The 18,037-nt window shown below is 39.0% G+C and carries 16 protein-coding genes and 1 other RNA gene; 2 read left to right on the top strand and 15 right to left on the bottom strand.

Going from position 1 to position 18,037, the window contains the following annotated elements; translation table 11 throughout:
- Positions 1-17 precede the first annotated feature (17 nt).
- The 15 genes from IGI63_RS00625 to IGI63_RS00555 form a co-directional block, all read right to left on the bottom strand.
- The gene (locus tag IGI63_RS00625) at positions 18-983 is read right to left on the bottom strand and encodes an asparaginase (protein WP_002357976.1); all 966 of its coding nucleotides are present in this window, start codon (positions 981-983) and stop codon (positions 18-20) included.
- Positions 980-3,442: an ATP-dependent DNA helicase gene (locus IGI63_RS00620; RefSeq protein ID WP_025191250.1), complete on the bottom strand. Its 2,463-nt coding sequence runs from the start codon at positions 3,440-3,442 to the stop codon at positions 980-982. The genes IGI63_RS00625 and IGI63_RS00620 overlap by 4 nt, the downstream gene beginning before the upstream one ends.
- 36 nt (positions 3,443-3,478) lie before the next feature.
- Positions 3,479-3,997: a GrdB-related putative oxidoreductase gene (locus IGI63_RS00615; protein ID WP_172759921.1), complete on the bottom strand. Its 519-nt coding sequence runs from the start codon at positions 3,995-3,997 to the stop codon at positions 3,479-3,481.
- 17 nt (positions 3,998-4,014) lie between these two features.
- Positions 4,015-5,370 carry a PTS cellobiose transporter subunit IIC gene (gene celB, locus IGI63_RS00610; RefSeq protein ID WP_429975128.1) on the bottom strand — a complete coding sequence of 452 codons (1,356 nt, stop codon included), beginning with the start codon at positions 5,368-5,370 and terminating at the stop codon, positions 4,015-4,017.
- 18 nt (positions 5,371-5,388) lie between these two features.
- A complete protein-coding gene (locus tag IGI63_RS00605) occupies positions 5,389-5,718 on the bottom strand; it encodes a PTS sugar transporter subunit IIB (RefSeq protein WP_429975127.1) in 330 nt (109 codons plus the stop codon).
- A 19-nt stretch (positions 5,719-5,737) separates the two neighbouring features.
- Positions 5,738-6,691: a N(4)-(beta-N-acetylglucosaminyl)-L-asparaginase gene (locus IGI63_RS00600; protein ID WP_429975126.1), complete on the bottom strand. Its 954-nt coding sequence runs from the start codon at positions 6,689-6,691 to the stop codon at positions 5,738-5,740.
- 169 nt (positions 6,692-6,860) lie between these two features.
- Positions 6,861-8,159: a Sapep family Mn(2+)-dependent dipeptidase gene (locus IGI63_RS00595; protein WP_429975125.1), complete on the bottom strand. Its 1,299-nt coding sequence runs from the start codon at positions 8,157-8,159 to the stop codon at positions 6,861-6,863.
- A complete protein-coding gene (locus tag IGI63_RS00590; RefSeq protein WP_064687139.1) occupies positions 8,156-8,920 on the bottom strand; it encodes a GntR family transcriptional regulator, LSA1692 subfamily in 765 nt (254 codons plus the stop codon). The genes IGI63_RS00595 and IGI63_RS00590 overlap by 4 nt, the downstream gene beginning before the upstream one ends.
- 172 nt (positions 8,921-9,092) lie before the next feature.
- Entirely contained in the window at positions 9,093-9,740 is a 648-nt protein-coding gene (gene nth, locus IGI63_RS00585; RefSeq protein ID WP_002357985.1) for an endonuclease III, read from the bottom strand.
- A 14-nt stretch (positions 9,741-9,754) separates the two neighbouring features.
- On the bottom strand, positions 9,755-10,471 hold the full coding sequence (locus IGI63_RS00580) for a DnaD domain protein (RefSeq protein ID WP_002361632.1): 717 nt from the start codon (positions 10,469-10,471) through the stop codon (positions 9,755-9,757).
- A 32-nt stretch (positions 10,472-10,503) separates the two neighbouring features.
- A complete protein-coding gene (locus IGI63_RS00575; protein ID WP_002408581.1) occupies positions 10,504-12,000 on the bottom strand; it encodes a carboxypeptidase M32 in 1,497 nt (498 codons plus the stop codon).
- A gap of 17 nt (positions 12,001-12,017) precedes the next feature.
- Positions 12,018-13,181, bottom strand: a complete 1,164-nt coding sequence (locus IGI63_RS00570; protein WP_429975124.1) for a THUMP domain-containing class I SAM-dependent RNA methyltransferase — start codon at positions 13,179-13,181, stop codon at positions 12,018-12,020.
- Between the two features lie 237 nt (positions 13,182-13,418).
- Positions 13,419-13,787, bottom strand: an RNA gene (gene rnpB / locus IGI63_RS00565) — RNase P RNA component class B.
- Positions 13,788-13,894: 107 nt separating this feature from the next.
- The gene (gene gpsB / locus IGI63_RS00560) at positions 13,895-14,305 is read right to left on the bottom strand and encodes a cell division regulator GpsB (RefSeq protein WP_002357990.1); all 411 of its coding nucleotides are present in this window, start codon (positions 14,303-14,305) and stop codon (positions 13,895-13,897) included.
- Between the two features lie 93 nt (positions 14,306-14,398).
- Positions 14,399-14,941: a DUF1273 domain-containing protein gene (locus IGI63_RS00555; protein ID WP_002360568.1), complete on the bottom strand. Its 543-nt coding sequence runs from the start codon at positions 14,939-14,941 to the stop codon at positions 14,399-14,401.
- 62 nt (positions 14,942-15,003) lie between these two features.
- On the opposite strand from IGI63_RS00555, the gene recU reads away from it, so the two are divergent.
- Positions 15,004-15,621, top strand: a complete 618-nt coding sequence (gene recU, locus IGI63_RS00550; RefSeq protein ID WP_002388848.1) for a Holliday junction resolvase RecU — start codon at positions 15,004-15,006, stop codon at positions 15,619-15,621.
- Positions 15,622-15,662: 41 nt separating this feature from the next.
- Positions 15,663-17,999: a PBP1A family penicillin-binding protein gene (locus IGI63_RS00545; RefSeq protein WP_429975123.1), complete on the top strand. Its 2,337-nt coding sequence runs from the start codon at positions 15,663-15,665 to the stop codon at positions 17,997-17,999.
- The last annotated feature ends 38 nt before the right edge of the window (positions 18,000-18,037 follow it).

Genomic DNA, 18,037 nt, shown 5'->3' with positions numbered 1-18,037 from the left:
TTTCTCCTTAAAATTAGTTACTGTTCCAAAAATTCTTTTAACTCTGCAGGATTTTTTTCGCTGTTTAAACCAACAATTAAACGAATCCGCGCTTTCGGTCCGTTTAAACCACGGGCAAAAACGACCCCCATTTTTTTCAAGCCAACGCCACCACCAGCATAATCATAGATATCTTCAGCGATGCCATTAGAACAACGAGAAACTAAAACGACTGGAATCCCGTTGTCTAGCATCTTTTGTAATGCTGGGAGCGTTTCTGGCGGTAAATTGCCCGCACCTAGCGCTTCAATTACTAACCCATCCGTTTCGGGGGTATTTAATAATTCAAACATCCGTTCACCCATCCCCGCATAGGCCTTCACTACGTGAACATTTCCTTTCACAGAAGAAACATCGCAAACTTCTTGCGGTAAGACCTCTTTCGCAAAAAAAGCACGTTCTTTCGCAATGGTTCCAATTGGTCCAAAAGTTGGCGTCCGAAATGTTGCTACGTTCGTTGTATGTGTTTTTGTCACATAACGCGCCGTATGAATTTCATCATTCATCACGACTAAAACACCTTTATCGTACGATTCGTCTGAACAAGCAGTCCAAATAGCACTGATGAAATTATACAAGCCATCACTACCGATTTCGTTACTTGACCGCATTGCTCCTGTTAAAACAATGGGGATTTTTTTCTCTAAGGTTATATCTAAAAAATAAGCTGTTTCTTCTAATGTATCTGTTCCATGCGTAATAACCACGCCATCAATTGGTTCAGAATAAGCTTTTTGAATCCGTTCTTTTAATTGAAACATCCGTTCTAAGGTCATGTGTGGTGAGGGAATATTAAAAATATCTTCGACAACTAAATGAACCTTGCCAGAAAATAATGCTTCTTGTTCCATCAACGGATTTTTTTCATTCGGGGCAACACTTCCTCCTGCTACTTTTGACATGGAAATGGTCCCACCTGTATGAAGGACTAAAATGGTCTTCATTTGTTTCCTCCTTTGTTTTCTTTATTTTTTAACCAAAATTGTTTCACTTGTTGAATGAGTTGTTCATTGGTGTTTGCCTTTCGATGCGCCAACCAATGCGGCGGAAAGAAACGCTGGACACTTGGTAATTCAAATCGTTCGTCTAATAACAACACAAAGCCTTTATCTCGCGCATCTCGAATGACACGTCCAGCCGCTTGCAAGACTTTATTCATACCAGGAATTTGATACGCAAATTGAAACCCTTGCCCTCGCTCTTCTTGATAAAACGTGCGAATCAGTTCTTGCTCCGGATTCATTTGTGGTAGCCCGACACTAACAATTATCGTACCAATCAATCGGGTACCTTTCAAGTCAATTCCTTCTGAAAATATACCACCTAAAACACAAAAACCGATGAAAGTTTCTTGAGGATTCTCTTTAAATTCAGCTAAAAATGCTTCTCGCTCTTTTTCGTTTAAGTCCGTTCCCTGAATTTGAGTTTTTACTTGCGGGTAGCGTTGGCTAAATACTTGATAGACATCATCCATATAGGCATAAGAAGGGAAGAAAATTAAATAATTACCTGTTTTTGTTTCACTTAACTTCCCTAAAAGTTCACTAATCTGTGGATAACTTTTTTCACGGTTTTTATAGGTTGTTTGGAGATGACTACCAATCATCAACAATTGATTTTCTTCTGGAAAAGGATACGGAATCCGATAACGTAGGCTTTCTTCACCTCCACCAAGCACTTCTTGATAATAATTCAGAGGTGTTAAACTTGCCGAAAATAAGATACTCGCTTTCCCTTTATCTAATCGTTGTGACAATAAATAAGCCGGATCGACACAAAATTGTTTCACAACGCAGTCATAGTTTCGCAAAGAAATAGACGTATAAAAGCCGTTGTCGTAATACTCGCTGATTCGAAGATAACTTAAACAATCAAAATAAAAACTGAGAATCGACGCCAATTCCTCAATGTGTTGATTTTCTGGCAACCATTCTGCAATTACTTCTGTTAATCGATGTATCTGTTTAACTAATGAATCAATTGGCGCACGTTGGGCAAAAAAATCCGTGTCTTTTTCTTCACAGATTGCTTCAATATCATCAAACGTAGTTAAGACTTTTTGACAAGCTCTTTTTAATTGAACAGATTCTTTTTGCAATCTTTTTTGAATTTGCAAAACCGCATTCCTAGAAATAGCGGCCGAATACATCTCCCGTGAACGATTAACCAAATTATGGGTTTCATCCACTAAAAAAATATTTTCTTCTGCACTTTGGGGTTCTTCAAAGAAGCGCCGTAAATAAACCGTTGGATCAAATAGATAATTGTAATCGCCAATAATTAAATCACACCAAAGACTTGCATCTAGCGACAACTCGAATGGACACAATTGGTGCTTTTGTGCATACCGTTCAATAACCTCTCTCGTTAAATGATTTTCATGTTGCAATAAATCCCACAGTCCCTCATTTAAACGATCATAATAGCCGTCAGCAAACGGGCAATGTTCTGGTGTACAATTTCGTTCAGTTAAAAAACAAATTTTATCTTTTGCTGTTAACGTAATACTCTTAGTTTGCGCTTGTTTTTCGGACAGCGCTTTGACGGCATCTTCAGCCACTTGCCGCGTGATGGTCTTAGCTGTTAAATAAAAAATCCGTTCGCCTTCTTCTTCACCAATTGCTTTCATCGCTGGAAAAAGAGTGGACATTGTCTTGCCTGTTCCAGTTGGTGCTTCCACGAAGAGCCGCTGTTTACTAAGAATTGTTTTATAGACGGCTACCGCCAATTCTCGTTGCCCTTTGCGATACTCCCCGTAAGGAAAACTAAGATTTTTTAATGATTTATTTCTCAAAATACGCCATTCTTCTTTAAAAATTACCCACTGTTCATAGCGCTTCATCAAATCAGTAAAAAACTCCGCTAATGCAGCTTCTGTAAAATGGCGTTCTTGTCGTGTGATTTGTTTTGTGGTGGTCTGATAATAAGTTAGTTGCAGCGTTATTTCAGAAAGTTGTTCTTGTTGGCAATACATGTGACCATAACACATCACTTGATACCAAAACAATTCGACCTTTTCTGGCGGCAATTCTTCAAACGCTGGTTCGGATGTTTTAATTTCATCAATGACCACTTGCCCAGTTTCTTTCACAAAAATGCCGTCTGCACGACCTTCTACACAATAATTATGGCCATTTAAAGGCACCTCAATTTTTAAAGATACTTCCTTTTGATAAAGGCTCCCCGCTTCCTTTTGCAACATTCGATGAAGGCGACTACCTTCTTGTGGTGTATGTTCACTCACATGGCGAGAATCGATACTTCCCCGCCTTAAAATAAATTCGACCACTTGACGAACCGCAATTTTTCTCGTTGATTTCACGTAATCCCACCTATCTGCCTCCCTATTATAGAACATACATTCGCTAAACAAAAGCAAAAAATCCAAAACGAACACAATCATGCGTTCATTCTGGATTTCTCTTTAGATTATCATCAATTAAAAACAACTTGTTTCTTCTAACTGTTTGGTTTCTTTTCCATTTGCTTTTGCCACGACCAATTGCGCCATTTGTTTAAACGAATTATTTAAACCAATGCCGCCCTTTTTGGGCATCTTCACAATCGGTACTTGCTGATAATAGTGACTAACTGCTGGATTTTCTTCTGCCATCGCTGCAATTGCAGGAATGCCTACAGCATTAAACTTACAAGCTAGACGAGCAGCCATTTCTCCAAAATTAGGATAATGCATGGCAGGTCCGCAAAGAACCGCATCGGCATGAAACTTTTTTGCAAAGCCAATAAATTTCTTTGCTACCTCTTCCTCGTTTTCCAAATAATATTGGTCTCCACAATAAAGTGTCGCAACAATTTCTGCTCCTCGCTCCTGTAAAAATGGTAGCAATGTTACCCCTGGACCTAAGGGAGCTTTTTTACCACTTGGTTTCAGCTGAGCTTGTTCATCACTGCCAAATCCTGCTAAACTGTGGTTTAAGACTAAAAGAATTTTTTTCACGCCTATTTCCTCCTTATTTATAAATCATCGAAGTCAAAGGAATCAAAATCAATTTCTTCACTTTCTTCTTCTTGTGCTTTCCATTCTTCACGTAAATATTGGTCATCCATAACTCGAATAAAAGGATAATAAATGAACATTCCTAGTACCAATAAGAGAGCTTGCAGAATTGATCCTTGCCAACCGCTGACTAAAAATCCTGAGATAATTGGTGGGGTCGTCCACGGCAATTGAATACCATTCGTCAATGGCACTAAGCCCCAATCCATAGCAAAATAGGCAATAATAATATTAATCGCAGGTACTAAGACAAATGGAATTAAAAGGATTGGATTTAAAACAATTGGTAACCCAAAAATGATTGGTTCGTTAATCCCAAAAACACCAGGAATTAGTGAAAGTTGCGAAAGCTTTTTAATTCGTTGACTTTTACAGAATAAGACCATCACAATGATTAATGAGAGTGTGGAACCGGCGCCACCAAATGTTGCAAACATATCTTGAAATTGTCCAGTGATGATGTTGGGAATTTCATGACCGTCTTTAAATGCTTGTAAATTTTCAACAGACAATGCCCGCAAAACAGGATTAAAGACTGCGCCAACCACACTACCTCCGTTAATGCCAAAGAACCAAAAGAAGTGTAAAAATAAATAAGCAATGCTCATTGCACCTAAGGTATTACCAAGACTCAATAAGGGCGTTTGTAGAAATTCAAAAATAACATCTTGTAAATTACCATAAGGACTTAAAGCAGCCAGCCAATTGACTAAAAACATGAGAGTAACAACTAAAAAACTCGGAATCAAGGCCTCAAAAGACTTAACCACTGTTGGTGGCACTCCTTCTGGCATTTTTATTGTCCACCCTTTACGAACAATGGCCACAAATAAACGAGTCGCAATTAACGCGACAATCATTCCTAAAAACAAGCCACTGGAACCCATCCATTTTAAAGGTAAACTGATAACTTCATAAACCTTTGAACTATTTTCCGGTGTAAATAATGTTTGATAAGGCGTTACAATAAAAAATGAAACCAATGCGATAATTCCTGCTTGCATTGCATCCACATTGAATTGTTTCCCTAAACTATAGGCAATACCGACAACGGCCAGAATGGTCATTACATCAAAACTAGCACTAGCTGGAACAGACATCATTGTCGCCCAGTCTTTACCAAGCAAATGAGACATCCAAGTATCCCATTGTGGCAAAGGAAAATTAGCAATTAATAAGAAGACCGAACCAACAATCAACAAGGGCGTTGATAAAAGGAAGCCATCACGAATCGCTACTAAATACTTATTTTCTCCTATCACTTTTGCCAAAGGGGTCAATACGCGCTCTAACCAATCCAAAAATTTTTGCACGGTCGTCACTCCTATCTATTATTTTTTATTTTGCTTAATTAACCGCAGCGCTTCTTTCAATGCTTTTTCGCCATCCATCATGCCATAAATTTCTGGCGCAATTGCAGCGACAGGAATCCCTTGAGGAGCAAATTGTTCTTTTGTTTTTTCTAATAAAAAACGGACTTGTGGTCCTAATAAAATAGCAACAGGCTTCTCTGTTTCAACCACTTCTTGTGCTCTTGCAATAGGAAAAGCAGTAATCATTAAAGGCATTTGATGTTTTTCAACCACTTCCATCATTTTATTCACCATAATACTTGTAGACATCCCTGCATCACAAAAAAGATAAATTTGTTTTTTACTCATGTTCCTTCACTCTCCTCATTTATTCGATTGGTGCTTTAATTCTTTTTTCATAGGCCGCTAACCATTCTTGTGAAATTAGCTGAATCTCTGTGGTATGATTCTTGCCTGGATTTGCAATATAAATTTCTGGTTGCTGCATATCAGTACCAACCGTAAAAGTAAATTCCACATTCGTAGCTACGCCCCAGTCTCCCTGTTTGTTCATGGCCACTAGTGAAAAAGCTCCTGCTTTCCCATAACGTTGGGTCAATTTTTCGTGAAAAGCATAGACCGCTTGATCACATGCTTGTTGTGGCGAGCGCCCTTCCCCCATTAAACGGACGATTTCATAAGAAAGACAGCCTTTCATTAAATCTTCACCTAATCCTGTAGCCGCAGCACCACCAATTTCGCTATCAACATAAAAACCAGAACCTGACAGTGGTGAATCACCAACACGTCCTGCTTTTTTCATGAAGAGTCCCGAACTGGAAGTGCCAGCTGCCATTGATCCTGTTTGGTCTAACGTAATAGCGCCGACAGTATCATGCCCATCATAGGGGTTCAACTGATTTTCCTGAATTTCTTTTAAACGCTTTTGCCACCATTGATTAGCGCGTTCTGTCAACATATTCTTTCTTTCAAAACCGTGCAACATTGAATATTTCGTTGCACCTGCGCCAACACGAAAACTATTAAACTTCTCTTTACTTAATGCTTTAGCCACTGAAATCGGATTTTTAACATCTGTAATTCCTGCCACAGCACCAATTGCAAATGTGTCTCCATCCATATAGGCAGCATCCATTTCTAAAATCCCTTCCTCATTAGGTAAACCGCCGTAGCCCACTGACTTATAAAAAGGATAGTCTTCTACTTCTTTAATTAATTGTTCCACGGCCGTGCCTGCAGCACCTCCTTGTTGTAATTCTTCTGTAGCTTTTAGTAACCCATCATGTGCCATCCGCCATGTCGCAATTGCACCCCAAGTCATTTTCCATCCGCCCTTTCGTTAACGCTTACATTTCTCCACCATTATAAACTAGTATATACTGTTTTGTATATACTGAAAATGAAATTTTATACAGAAAAATAGAAGATACACGTATGCGACCTCTACGAAACACATTGGCTTCTTCTCATACGTGTATCTTCTATTGGTTTTACGCTTCTGTTAATGCAATCATCGCTTGCATATAGATTTCCAGATTAAGCAGTAAATCTTTTTCATCCATATATTCATCTTGGTTATGCGCAATGCCTTTTTGACCAGGAAATGATGGACCAAAAGCAACGATATTCGGCATAAAACGAGCATACGTAGCACCTGTAGTTGTGACTGGCGTCCCATCTAAGCCAGTAATTTGTTCATAAACCTTGGTTAATTTTTGAACATTGCGCTCATCTTTTGGAAACAGCGTACTAGGGAGGCGGCGGATGACGGTCACTTCACTTTCTGGAAATAGTGCCTTCGTTAGCTGCGTGGTTACTTCGTTTTCTGTAATAGAAACAGGATAACGCACGGCCAATGATAACACCAATTGCTGTCCTCGTTTTTCCAACGCATAGGGCGTTAAAATCAATTGCCCACTATCCTGATCCTTAAAGTCCAGAGCTACTCCTTCGCCATAGTGCTTTTCGTGAAAACTAGCGGTTAACCAGTCGAAATACTGTAATAAATTTCCTTTGACTAACTGTTCCTCGCTAATTTTCTGTGCCAATAAAGTAATCGCGTTCTTGCCTAGTTCTGGCGCATTGGAAGGGGCGCGTTTTCCCGTGATTGCTGTTGTTTTTCCCGTAATCACCACACTTAATTGATCAGGTACGTGGTCTTTTGCTTGATCACCCATAATCTGACCAATTTGTTCACTTGAATCATCTGGGATGGTCGTTGTGATTTCATAATTAACAATCCCTCGCTCCCCATAAACTACTGGATATTTACAATCTGGAGTAAATCCAAAAACGGGTGCGTTTTCCTTCTCTAAATATAAGGGGATATCTCCACTCCCACTTTCTTCATCCGTGCCAAACATTAAGCGAATGGTTTTCTTTGGTTGGTAACCAAGTTCTTTCAGTAATTTCATTCCATACAGGCAAGCCAAGATAGGACCTTTATTATCTAGAATTCCTCTACCATACAAACGTTGATTTTTTTTCGTTAATTGAAAGGGCGGCACTGACCAGCCAGAACCTTCTGGTACTACGTCTAAATGACCAATAATTCCCAGATATTCTTCCGCTGTTCCCCATTGCGCATAGCCAACTGCGTCATTGACAATCCCAGTTTGAAAGCCATAACGCTCTGCCAGTTTCAGCGTTTCTTCCAAGGCTCTTTTCGGTCCTTCACCAAAAGGTGCCTCTTTTTTAGGCGACCCTTTCACACTTCGAATCGCCATAATTTTGTTTAAGTCTTCATAAAATAAATCTTTTTGAGCGGCTATTTCTTCTTTGATCTTCATTCGTTCCAAGAACCTCCTAGCTCCACTTGGTTGTTTTCAGACGGGCTATAGCGGGTCAGTGTGTTTTTAAACGTGTACCGATCTGCTCGATATAAAGAGACATCATATAAAATGGGGGTTGCATCAAGCGCATAGGTGATAGAGTGGACTTGTAAAAGTGGCTGGCCCACAGGAACATTCAATAATTCTGAAATTTCCGCTTCAACTAAGATTGCTTCAATTTCTTGATGCGAATAAGCAATCTCGACGTTCTTCTCGATTAAGCAGAAAAGAGAGCCCTCGAAGTCTTGCTTCGTATAGCCTTGTACGTATGCCTGTGGCAAATAAATTTTTTCAACTGTCATTGGCTCGCCGTCTAACATTCGGCGGCGAATCAGTTCATAAATCGCCTCATTTTTGCCTACTTGGAGCGCCTCCCGAATTTTCTCAGCGGGATGTACTACTTCTTCAAAGGAAATGACTTCTGTCTGGCTTTTTTTCCCGTAAGCTTTGGCTGCCTCAGTAAAACCTTGTAAGCCAGCGCGACCACTTTGAATTTTCGCTTGCGACATCACATAACTACCTTTACCATGTCGTTTTACCAAAATATTTTTGCGAATCAAATCATCAATCGCTTTACGGATGGTCAAGCGACTGCAGTTATATTCTTTAGCTAAATCATATTCTGAAGGTAATTTTTGTGCACTTACATACAGACCGTCTCGAATCTTCTTTTCAATTTCTGCAGAAATTTGCTTAAATTTGGGTGCATTTTCTGTCATTTCATCGCCTATCTTTCTTCAAAAAAATAAATTTTCTAGTATATACCACACTGTCTATACTAAATCAATTTTTAAGAAACCGCAATCATTTGTTGCGTTTCTTAAACATCAAAAAAGAAAGCGAGCCACAAGTCGGTTGGACTTGTGGCTCGCTTTTTTAGGAAAAAATATGTTATTTCCCTTTCATCCGTTCTTTGCCTTCTTGACACATATAGAGTAGCGGACAGGCTTCACATTTAGGCGCTCTTGCTAGGCAGTGATAACGCCCAAAGAAAATCATGGTATGGTGCGTTTTCACCCAGAGTTCTTTCGGAACTTTACGCATTAAGGTTTGCTCAACTTCAGTAACATTCGCATTTAGCTTACAAATTCTAAGGCGCTTGGACACTCGTTCCACATGTGTATCTACTGCAAAAGCCGGTTCGCCGAAAGCATCTCCCATTACTACATTGGCTGTTTTTCTCCCCACGCCAGGTAAACTGACCAGTTCATCTCTGGTTTGCGGAACTTCTCCATTGAAACGTTCTAAAAGTTGTTGTGCGCACGCTTTAATATTTTTTGCTTTATTGCGATATAAGCCAATGGTTTTTATTTTAGCAATAATCTCCTCCACCGGTGCAGCTGCTAAAGCTTCTGGTGTTGGAAAAGCTGCGAATAAACCAGGAGTCGCTTTATTTACCGATACATCGGTTGCTTGCGCACTTAAAATCACAGCAATTAATAATTCAAAAGGATTCTTATGTTTTAATTCACATTCTGCATTTGGAAACATCTCATACATAATTTCAATAGCTTCCATCGTTTTCTCTTTTGATAGCATGGCCCACCTCCTTTTTATTCACTGTCTTCTGGATTTAACCAATTGTGTAATGTAACCTTTGGTAACGCTTCTTGTGTCTGACCTTGTTGTTCAATCTCATTTTGAATCATAGAATCTTTTCGTTTTTTCTGATCAGCAGCAACTTGTTCTTTGGTGGTAATATTTTTACGCTCCCACGCAAGTAAAATACGATCAATATATTTCAAACTATACGCCTGATTTAAAACAGCTTCTCGCAACGCTAACCGGATTAATTCAGGGGAATAATGGTCCGTGTTCAACCACTGACCAATCATTTCTAATTCAATTGGTGAAAGTGGACGTCCGAATTCTTTTTCAAAGCCTTGGTAAAGCTGTTTAATTTCATCTTCGTGGTTTGCGACAACTTGTTTTTCTTTGCTCGTTTGTAAAAATAATTGAATCTTTTGAAAAACAGGCAGTAAATCATAAGTATCCATCATTTGACCTTTTTGGTTTTGTTGTGTTTCAATTCGAATAAATCCGCGAGAAACCAATTGATTTAACAACTTATAAATCGTATCTGGCGTTTTGCCCATCGTCTCTGCAATCGCCATTAAGTCTGGAAATAAATCGCCTGCATTTTGCGAACGAAAAAGTTGCAGTAAAAAGAGAAATTCATCATCTTTCAAACCAATTTTTTGGTAATGATCAAATAGTAAGTTTGAGATTGTTGTTTCACCAGCTTCTAAATATTCACGAATTGATAACATTGTTGTTGTCCACTTCCCCTTGCTTGTTTCACTTATTGCACTTGATAAACATCAAAATAAATAGCTTTCATATAATCAATTAAATAACTAGGATTCAATTCTTCTCCCGTTGCATCATAAATTAATTGATTTGGTTTACGTGAAGCGCCGTACTGATGAATATGTTGTGTTAACCATTTACGGATATCAGAATAATCCTCCGAAGCTAAAATTTCATCAACAGATAATTCTTGTTTCATTGCGTGAAATAGTTGTGCGGCGTACATATAACCCAAGGCATAAGATGGGAAATAACCAAAGCTACCTCCAGACCAATGAACATCTTGAAGGACACCTTCTAAGTCATTTTCAGGTGATACGCCTAAGTACTCTTGGTATTTTTCGTTCCACACTTTTGGCAAATCAGCGACTTCCAAAGAACCATTAAACAACATTTTCTCAATTTCATAACGAATAATGATATGCAAAGGATAGGTGAGACTATCGGAATCAATCCGAATCAAACTTGCTTTCGTTTCTTTTAAAGAAGCATAGAAATCTTCAAAAGCAATATCATCAAAAGTACCTTCTGCGCATTCTTGGAAAAACGGGTATTGTTTTTGCCAAAAAGCCCGGTTGCTACCAATGATAATTTCATTAAAGAGCGATTGTGATTCGTGAATCCCCATAGAGGCACCTTCGCTTAGTGGCGTAAAGTCAAATTTAGGATCAAAATTTTGTTCGTACATCCCATGACCCGCTTCATGAATCACACCAAATGTTGCCATTGAGAAATTATTTTCTTCCCAGCGCGTAGTAATCCGCGCATCATTTCGATTTAGAGCTGTCATAAATGGATGAACTGTATCATCTAATCGTCCTTTTGAAAAATCATAGCCTAATTGCTCAACCACACCAATCACAAAACGGCGTTGTTGTTCTTTGGTCATTTTTCTAGATAAAAAGTCAGTTCTAGGCGGCGTACCTTTTTCTGCTAAAACGGTCCGAATCTCTTGAATCCCTTGTTTTACTTGGTCGAATACTTGGTCTAGTTTCTCAACCGTCATCCCTGGTTCAAATTGATTTAATAACACATCATACGGAGTTTTTTCTTCTTTTTGCCAATAAGGAATGAACTCTTTTTGGAACGCAACGACCTTCGTTAAGGTTTCTTCTAACAAGCCGAAATCTTGTGCAGCGCGTGCTTTTAGCCAATCTGTATGTGCTTGGTTTAATACTTTAACATATTCTTGCATACGTTCAGCTGGAACATTTTTATTCAAAGCATATTCTTCTTTTACTTTTTCAAAAACCAGTTTCCCTAATTCAGATAATTCTTCAGGGCATGTTTCAAAATAGGCCAATGCTTCTTGAATAACTGGGCCAATACTTCGTTCAAAATATAATCCGGTTAAATATCCTTCTACTTCTCCTCGAAAAGGACTACTTTTTTCTGGCATCCCAGTTGATGAATCCCAGTCTAATAATGTCAAGGCATTTTTTAGTAATTGAATTTCTTTCACTTCTTGTAAAAATACAGCTTCCTTCATTTTTTACACCAGCTTTCTTAGTCTTCCCGTGGTTTTCTTGGTGGACGCGTTCCCCAGTATTGGAATAAATCTGTTCGTAAGGCTCCGTTGTAAAGCTTCCGTTTTTTAGTAGCTTTGGCACCATAATATTCTTCAAAAGCAAGATCACTCGTCAGTATATACTTGCTCCAAGTAGTTAACGGACGGAAAACATGGCCCATTTCTTTATACAAACGGCGAACACTTTCCTCTTCTCCTAAACGTTCACCATAAGGCGGGTTAGCTACCATTACACCATATTCCTTCTCGGTTGTAAAATCTTTTAAGGCCAATTGTTTAAAGGTAATTGAATCACCTAAACCAACTTCCTCAGCATTCGCTCGTGCGACTTCAATCATTCGTCCATCAACATCTGAACCACAGATATCTAATTCAACATCGTAGTCTGCCTTTGTCTCGGCTTCGTTACGTACTTTTTCAAAAATCGCTGGATCAACCCAATCCCATGTTTCACAAGTGAAACTACGATTAAAGCCAGGGGCAATGTTATGGCCAATTAATGCTGCTTCAATACAAATTGTTCCAGAACCACAAACTGGATCATAAAAAGGACGATCTTTGCGCCAATTGGTCAACATCACTAAAGCAGCTGCCATGTTTTCCTTAAGAGGTGCGCCCCCCTTTTCAATGCGATAGCCCCGTTTAAATAAACTTGACCCAGTCGTGTCCAACGTCAACGTCACTTTATCTTTTAGAAGAGCCACTTCTAATTTAAACAAAGCTCCTGTTTCGGTTAAAGGCACCGTCGCTGGACGATGGTAAACTTCTCTTAAACGGTTAACAATGGCTTTTTTGGTGATGGCTTGGCAATCAGGAACACTATACAACTTTGACTTAATTGATTTACCTGCAACTGGAAATTCTGCATCTAAAGGCAAATAATCTTCCCAAGGAAGTGCTTTAACTTTTTCAAATAATTCATCAAAACTATAGGCGTTAAATTCGCCAACGACGATTTTAATACGATCTGCTGTCCGTAGCCATAAATTGGCAGTAGCAATTGTTTCAACAGTGCCTTCAAAGACGGCCCGGCCATTTTCTACTTCACAGGGAATCCCTAAATCACGCAATTCTTTTCCAACTAATGCTTCTAAGCCACTAGCAGCCGTTGCAACAAGTTTGAATGTTTTTTCTTTCGTCATAAAAACTCCTTCTTGACTCTTTTTTATTGTCTGGAGCTAACAGTCCTGCCGACTACTGCTCCGCTTGTTTTTGGTAATTGTCCGCTTTCTCTGAACTAAACGGTCCTGTCCCGGCCTCTTTAGAACAGACAGCTTACTACTTTTATCTCAGTTTCTTTATTTTAACATTTTTTTATTCTTTTCGTAAAAAAAGCCTTCACAACTACGTTGGAAGGTCTTCCTGAATTACTTGTAATTTTCTATAAGCCATGTTCTGTATCACCAATTCTTCAGGAAAAATTGGTGACGGTCATCATCTATCTGCAGAGTAAACTCTGCCTCTTCTACTCGTTCATTTCCTTTAGAAGAGCGCCCCTACCATTGTTTGGGTTGCTCGCTCGAGGGGTTTACCGCGTTCCACCGATGGAGTTTCCCACATCGCTTCGTCACTGTGGCACTTTCAAGGATACTTTGACATAGTCGAAACCTTAGTCATTTTTCCTGCCGTTACTCTAAAAGAGTACCTTAGCTTATGATTTCGCTAAGCACGAACACTACAAGCATCTCAGCTTGTGCGAGCATGGACTTTCCTCAGCTTGCAAAAGCAAACCGCGATCACCCGAAAATTACAAATCTGTTTAAACGAACAGCAAAAATTTATACACTAAAACAAGTGTCCGCTATTCTAACAAATGCTTTCTGTTCCTCGTGAAAACTTGACTTAAATTGTCTTGTTAAAATTGACGTGTTTGTGCATTATCAACATCATGGTTCGCTGGTTCTGCAGTCATTGACGGTGCGGAAGGCGTTACAGGTGTTGAAGGTGTTTCATCTAACTTTTTACCAAAAACTTCACGCTCTAAGTTTGATAAACGTTTTAAAATATCAAAGTTGGTCACTGCTGCACTTTTTGGTACTTCTTGAGCAACACGAGGCGTTGGTTGGGCTTTTGATAATTGGTCTAATTTTGCCATTAAGCGGCTGTTTTCTTCTTGCAAGCTTAATAATTCTTTATTATAAGCTTCGTAGTCTTTAATAACATTGTCTAAAAATTCGTCTACTTCAATTGGGTCATACCCGTTCATCATTTTCGTTTTAAATTCTTTTTGTAAAATGTCTTTAGGACTATATACTAAATTTGCCATGTTTACACCTCATTTGTTTATTTACGATAGAAAATTTCATAGTTCCACAAATACTATTGTAACGAAAAATAGCTAGAAAATCAAACAGATTCTCTAATCAATCACCGAGTTTTGTAAATCATCCATTGTAATTAAGCGAATATCATAGGGTTCTCGTTCCGAAAAATGTTGTGCGTCCTTTAAAAAATACTCCGTTTTGCCAGGGTACTCTTTGTCATAAATAAGTAAGCTGCCCCCAGAATGTTCCAAAAGAAATTTTGTATGCATTTTTAATTGTGCTGGCGATTGATAGGGCTGGTGACTTACTGAGTTGATATAATCAGCCAAACTTTCCGCTTTCGTTAACAGTTCTCGATTTTGTTCATTCCAATTATTGCCAAAGTCTTTAAATGGATAAAGCAAACCTAGCTGGACTTCTGGATATTCCGTTTTTAATTCCCCAACTACTTCAGCTGTCCAAAGTTCAACACCTAAATTGCCAGAAATCAAAATCCATTCTACTCCCGCTTCAATATAACTGGCTAACTCTTTTTTTAAGACATTTTTAATAACTGTGATTTTCGGGTCTTTTCCTTGAAATATCCCCAATTCAAAGCTGCGATAACCGGTGACATAGAGGGTTTTTATCATTTCCATAAGTCATCCCTTTTCTTTCAGGTCTTTTTTTTGGTATAATACAGGCTAGGAGTGTGATAAACGTGACGTTCCATTATCCTAACGGAATACCTTATAATCATCATGAAGCACAATCACCAAAAAAACAAGTAAAAAAGAAACGCCCCGTTGAATTTGGTAATCGCGGGATGGATTTCGAAGAAGCGATCAATCAAAGCAATCAATATTATCTATTGAATAAGCAAGCAGTCGTTCATAAGAAACCCACTCCTGTTCAAATTGTTAAAGTAGATTATCCCAAAAGAAGTGCGGCTGTTATTAAGGAGGCCTACTTTAGACAAGCTTCAACGACTGATTATAACGGTGTATATCAAGGCCGTTACATAGATTTTGAAGCGAAAGAAACGAAAAATACCACGTCCTTTCCCTTTAAAAATTTTCATCAACATCAAATTGATCATATGGAACAATGTATAGCACAACAAGGGATTTGTTTTGTGCTATTATGGTTTTCAAGCTTAAAACGCTGCTTCTTTTTTAGTGGTGAAAATCTAATAACGCATTGGAAAAACCAAGCAGTTACTGGAAAAAAATCTATGCCGCTTGCACTCATCGAGAAAGAAGGAATTGAATTATCTTTTGGAATCGCACCGCGAATCCCTTATCTCGACGCAGTGGAACAATATATTCAGACACACTAGATTCATAAAGTTTTGAAAGTATAACAAAGGAGTTGCTATTTATGCCAACCGCAAATTCAGGCTCGCGAGCTGCTAGACATGCATCCAACACCTCATCGAAGTCGAGTTACAAGAAAAAGACACAACCGCCGAAAAAGAAAAAACGGCTTGTTTTAAAAATCTTTCTTGGCTTACTTATCGCTGGGATGGTCGCTTTTTTAGCAGGCGTTGGTCTTTTTTGGTTCTATGCACGACAAGCCCCAAAATTAGAAGATGACAAACTGAATGCGACAGTTTCATCGAAGCTTTACGATATTAATAATGAAATTTTTGAGGATTTAGGCGCAGAAAAGCGTGAATTAATTCAACCAAATGATGTGCCTCAATTATTAAAAGATGCCATTGTTTCTGTCGAAGACCGTCGTTTCTATAAACACATTGGTGTGGATCCGATTCGGATTATCGGTTCTGCCCTTTCAAATGTCAAAAATGGTGGATTACAAGGCGGAAGTACCTTAACCCAACAATTAATTAAATTGTCTTACTTCTCTACAAAAGAATCTGACCAAACCTTGAAACGGAAAGCACAAGAAGCATGGATGGCTGTTCGTTTAGAACGTGAAAAATCAAAAGAAGAAATTTTAACTTACTACATTAACAAAGTCTACATGGCGAATGGTTTTTATGGAATGGAAACAGCGGCTGAAAATTATTATGGTAAACATTTATCTGAACTTGATTTACCACAAACGGCCCTACTGGCAGGAATGCCACAAGCGCCAAACTCATACGATCCCTATACAAAACCAGATACTGCTAAAGAACGTCGGGATGTTGTACTTTACACAATGTACGACAATAAAAAAATCTCGAAAGCAGAGTACGAAAAAGCTAAAGCTACCCCAATCGATGAAGGCTTAGTGCCATTAAAAGCCAGTGATGACAATCGAAAAGTCGTAGATAATTACGTCAAAGAAGTAATCAATGAAGTGAAAGCAAAAACTGGTAAAAATGTTTACACAGACGGACTAGATATCTACACAAACTTAGATATGAATGCCCAAAAACAACTTTACGATATTGTCAACAGTGATCAATACGTTGCGTTTCCAGATGATAAAATGCAAGTGGCTTCAACCGTTATTGATGTTGCCTCTGGACAGGTCCGAGCACAAATTGGTGGTCGTCACATTCCTGATGATGTGCAATTAGGAAACAATTTAGCTGTTAACACCCAACGTGATGTTGGTTCAACCGTGAAACCAATCATGGATTATGGTCCCGCAATTGAGAATTTAAATTATTCGACAGGTCGCCTCATGGTGGATAAACCAACGAAATATCCTGGTACCGACATTGATGTCTTCAACTCTGATTTAACATATCAAGGCGTCATTACTATGCGCCGTGCGATTATGGGTTCTCGTAACACGACTGCGGTCCAGACGTTTGATGAAGTTGGTAAAGAAAACATCATGCCTTTCATTAAAGGGCTAGGAATTGACTATAAAAACTTAGAAGCCTCGAATGCCATTTCAAGTAACACAAGCGATGTAGATGGCGATAAATACGGGATTTCCTCATTGAAATTAGCAGCAGCTTATGCGGCTTTCGCCAATAACGGGATTTACAACAAACCGTATTACGTAAACAAAGTCGTTTTCAATGATGGAACTAGCGTTGATTATCAACCTGATGGTAAACGTGCGATGAAAGACTCTACCGCCTATATGATGACGGATATGTTAAAAGATGTTTTAAACGGCGGAACAGGATTTAACGGCGCCATTCCAGGCTTAATCCAAGCGGCCAAAACAGGGACTTCTAACTATACTGATGAAGATTTAGCGCGAATGGGGACAACAGAAAAAGGAATTGCCCCGGATAGTACCTTTGTTGGTTATACAACACACTATGCCGTTTCTGTTTGGACTGGATACAATGATCGAAATACACCAATCTATCAAGAATACTATGGGATTGCCTCGGATGTTTACCGTGAAATAATGAGTTACTTGTCTCAAAATGTTTCAAACGATGACTGGGTGCAGCCAGACAGTGTTGTGCGGGTAGGTAATGAATTATACGTGAAAGATGCCTATGAGGTACCAAATGTACAAGTTTTACCAAATACTACCTCTTCAGCACCACAGCCGGAATCTAGCAGTACGGTGGAATCCTCTTCCACAAAAGAAGCGGAAAGTTCATCAAGTTCTAGTTCAGAAAGTGCGCCTTCTTCCTCTGAAGCGCCACCATCAACCGAACAACCGGCAAGCTCTTCCTCAGCAGAGCAACCGGCAACATCAGAACAACCACCTGAACCTTCAAGTTCTAGTTCACAAGAACCACCGCAACCACCTGAAAGTAGTTCTAAACCAGATGAAAATAAAGCAGCATAAAAAGTACGGGGCTCATGATGAGCCCCGTACTTTTTTAG

The organism is Enterococcus sp. DIV0086 (assembly GCF_050498705.1).
Lineage (GTDB): Bacteria > Bacillota > Bacilli > Lactobacillales > Enterococcaceae > Enterococcus > Enterococcus faecalis.
The sequence above is the reverse complement of the archived record's forward strand: the minus strand, read 5'-3'. Positions and strand labels throughout refer to the sequence as shown.

Coding starts and splice junctions, on each gene's coding strand:
- IGI63_RS00570 (WP_429975124.1), bottom strand. CDS start 13,181: ATGACGAAAGAAAAAACATTCAAACTTGTTGCAACGGCTGCTAGTGGC.
- IGI63_RS00595 (WP_429975125.1), bottom strand. CDS start 8,159: ATGAAGATCAAAGAAGAAATAGCCGCTCAAAAAGATTTATTTTATGAA.
- IGI63_RS00620 (WP_025191250.1), bottom strand. CDS start 3,442: ATGATTGTGTTCGTTTTGGATTTTTTGCTTTTGTTTAGCGAATGTATG.
- IGI63_RS00580 (WP_002361632.1), bottom strand. CDS start 10,471: ATGTTATCAATTCGTGAATATTTAGAAGCTGGTGAAACAACAATCTCA.
- IGI63_RS00590 (WP_064687139.1), bottom strand. CDS start 8,920: ATGACAGAAAATGCACCCAAATTTAAGCAAATTTCTGCAGAAATTGAA.
- IGI63_RS00545 (WP_429975123.1), top strand. CDS start 15,663: ATGCCAACCGCAAATTCAGGCTCGCGAGCTGCTAGACATGCATCCAAC.
- IGI63_RS00605 (WP_429975127.1), bottom strand. CDS start 5,718: ATGAGTAAAAAACAAATTTATCTTTTTTGTGATGCAGGGATGTCTACA.
- gpsB (WP_002357990.1), bottom strand. CDS start 14,305: ATGGCAAATTTAGTATATAGTCCTAAAGACATTTTACAAAAAGAATTT.
- nth (WP_002357985.1), bottom strand. CDS start 9,740: ATGCTATCAAAAGAGAAAACGATGGAAGCTATTGAAATTATGTATGAG.
- IGI63_RS00555 (WP_002360568.1), bottom strand. CDS start 14,941: ATGGAAATGATAAAAACCCTCTATGTCACCGGTTATCGCAGCTTTGAA.
- IGI63_RS00575 (WP_002408581.1), bottom strand. CDS start 12,000: ATGAAGGAAGCTGTATTTTTACAAGAAGTGAAAGAAATTCAATTACTA.
- IGI63_RS00625 (WP_002357976.1), bottom strand. CDS start 983: ATGAAGACCATTTTAGTCCTTCATACAGGTGGGACCATTTCCATGTCA.
- IGI63_RS00600 (WP_429975126.1), bottom strand. CDS start 6,691: ATGACTTGGGGTGCAATTGCGACATGGCGGATGGCACATGATGGGTTA.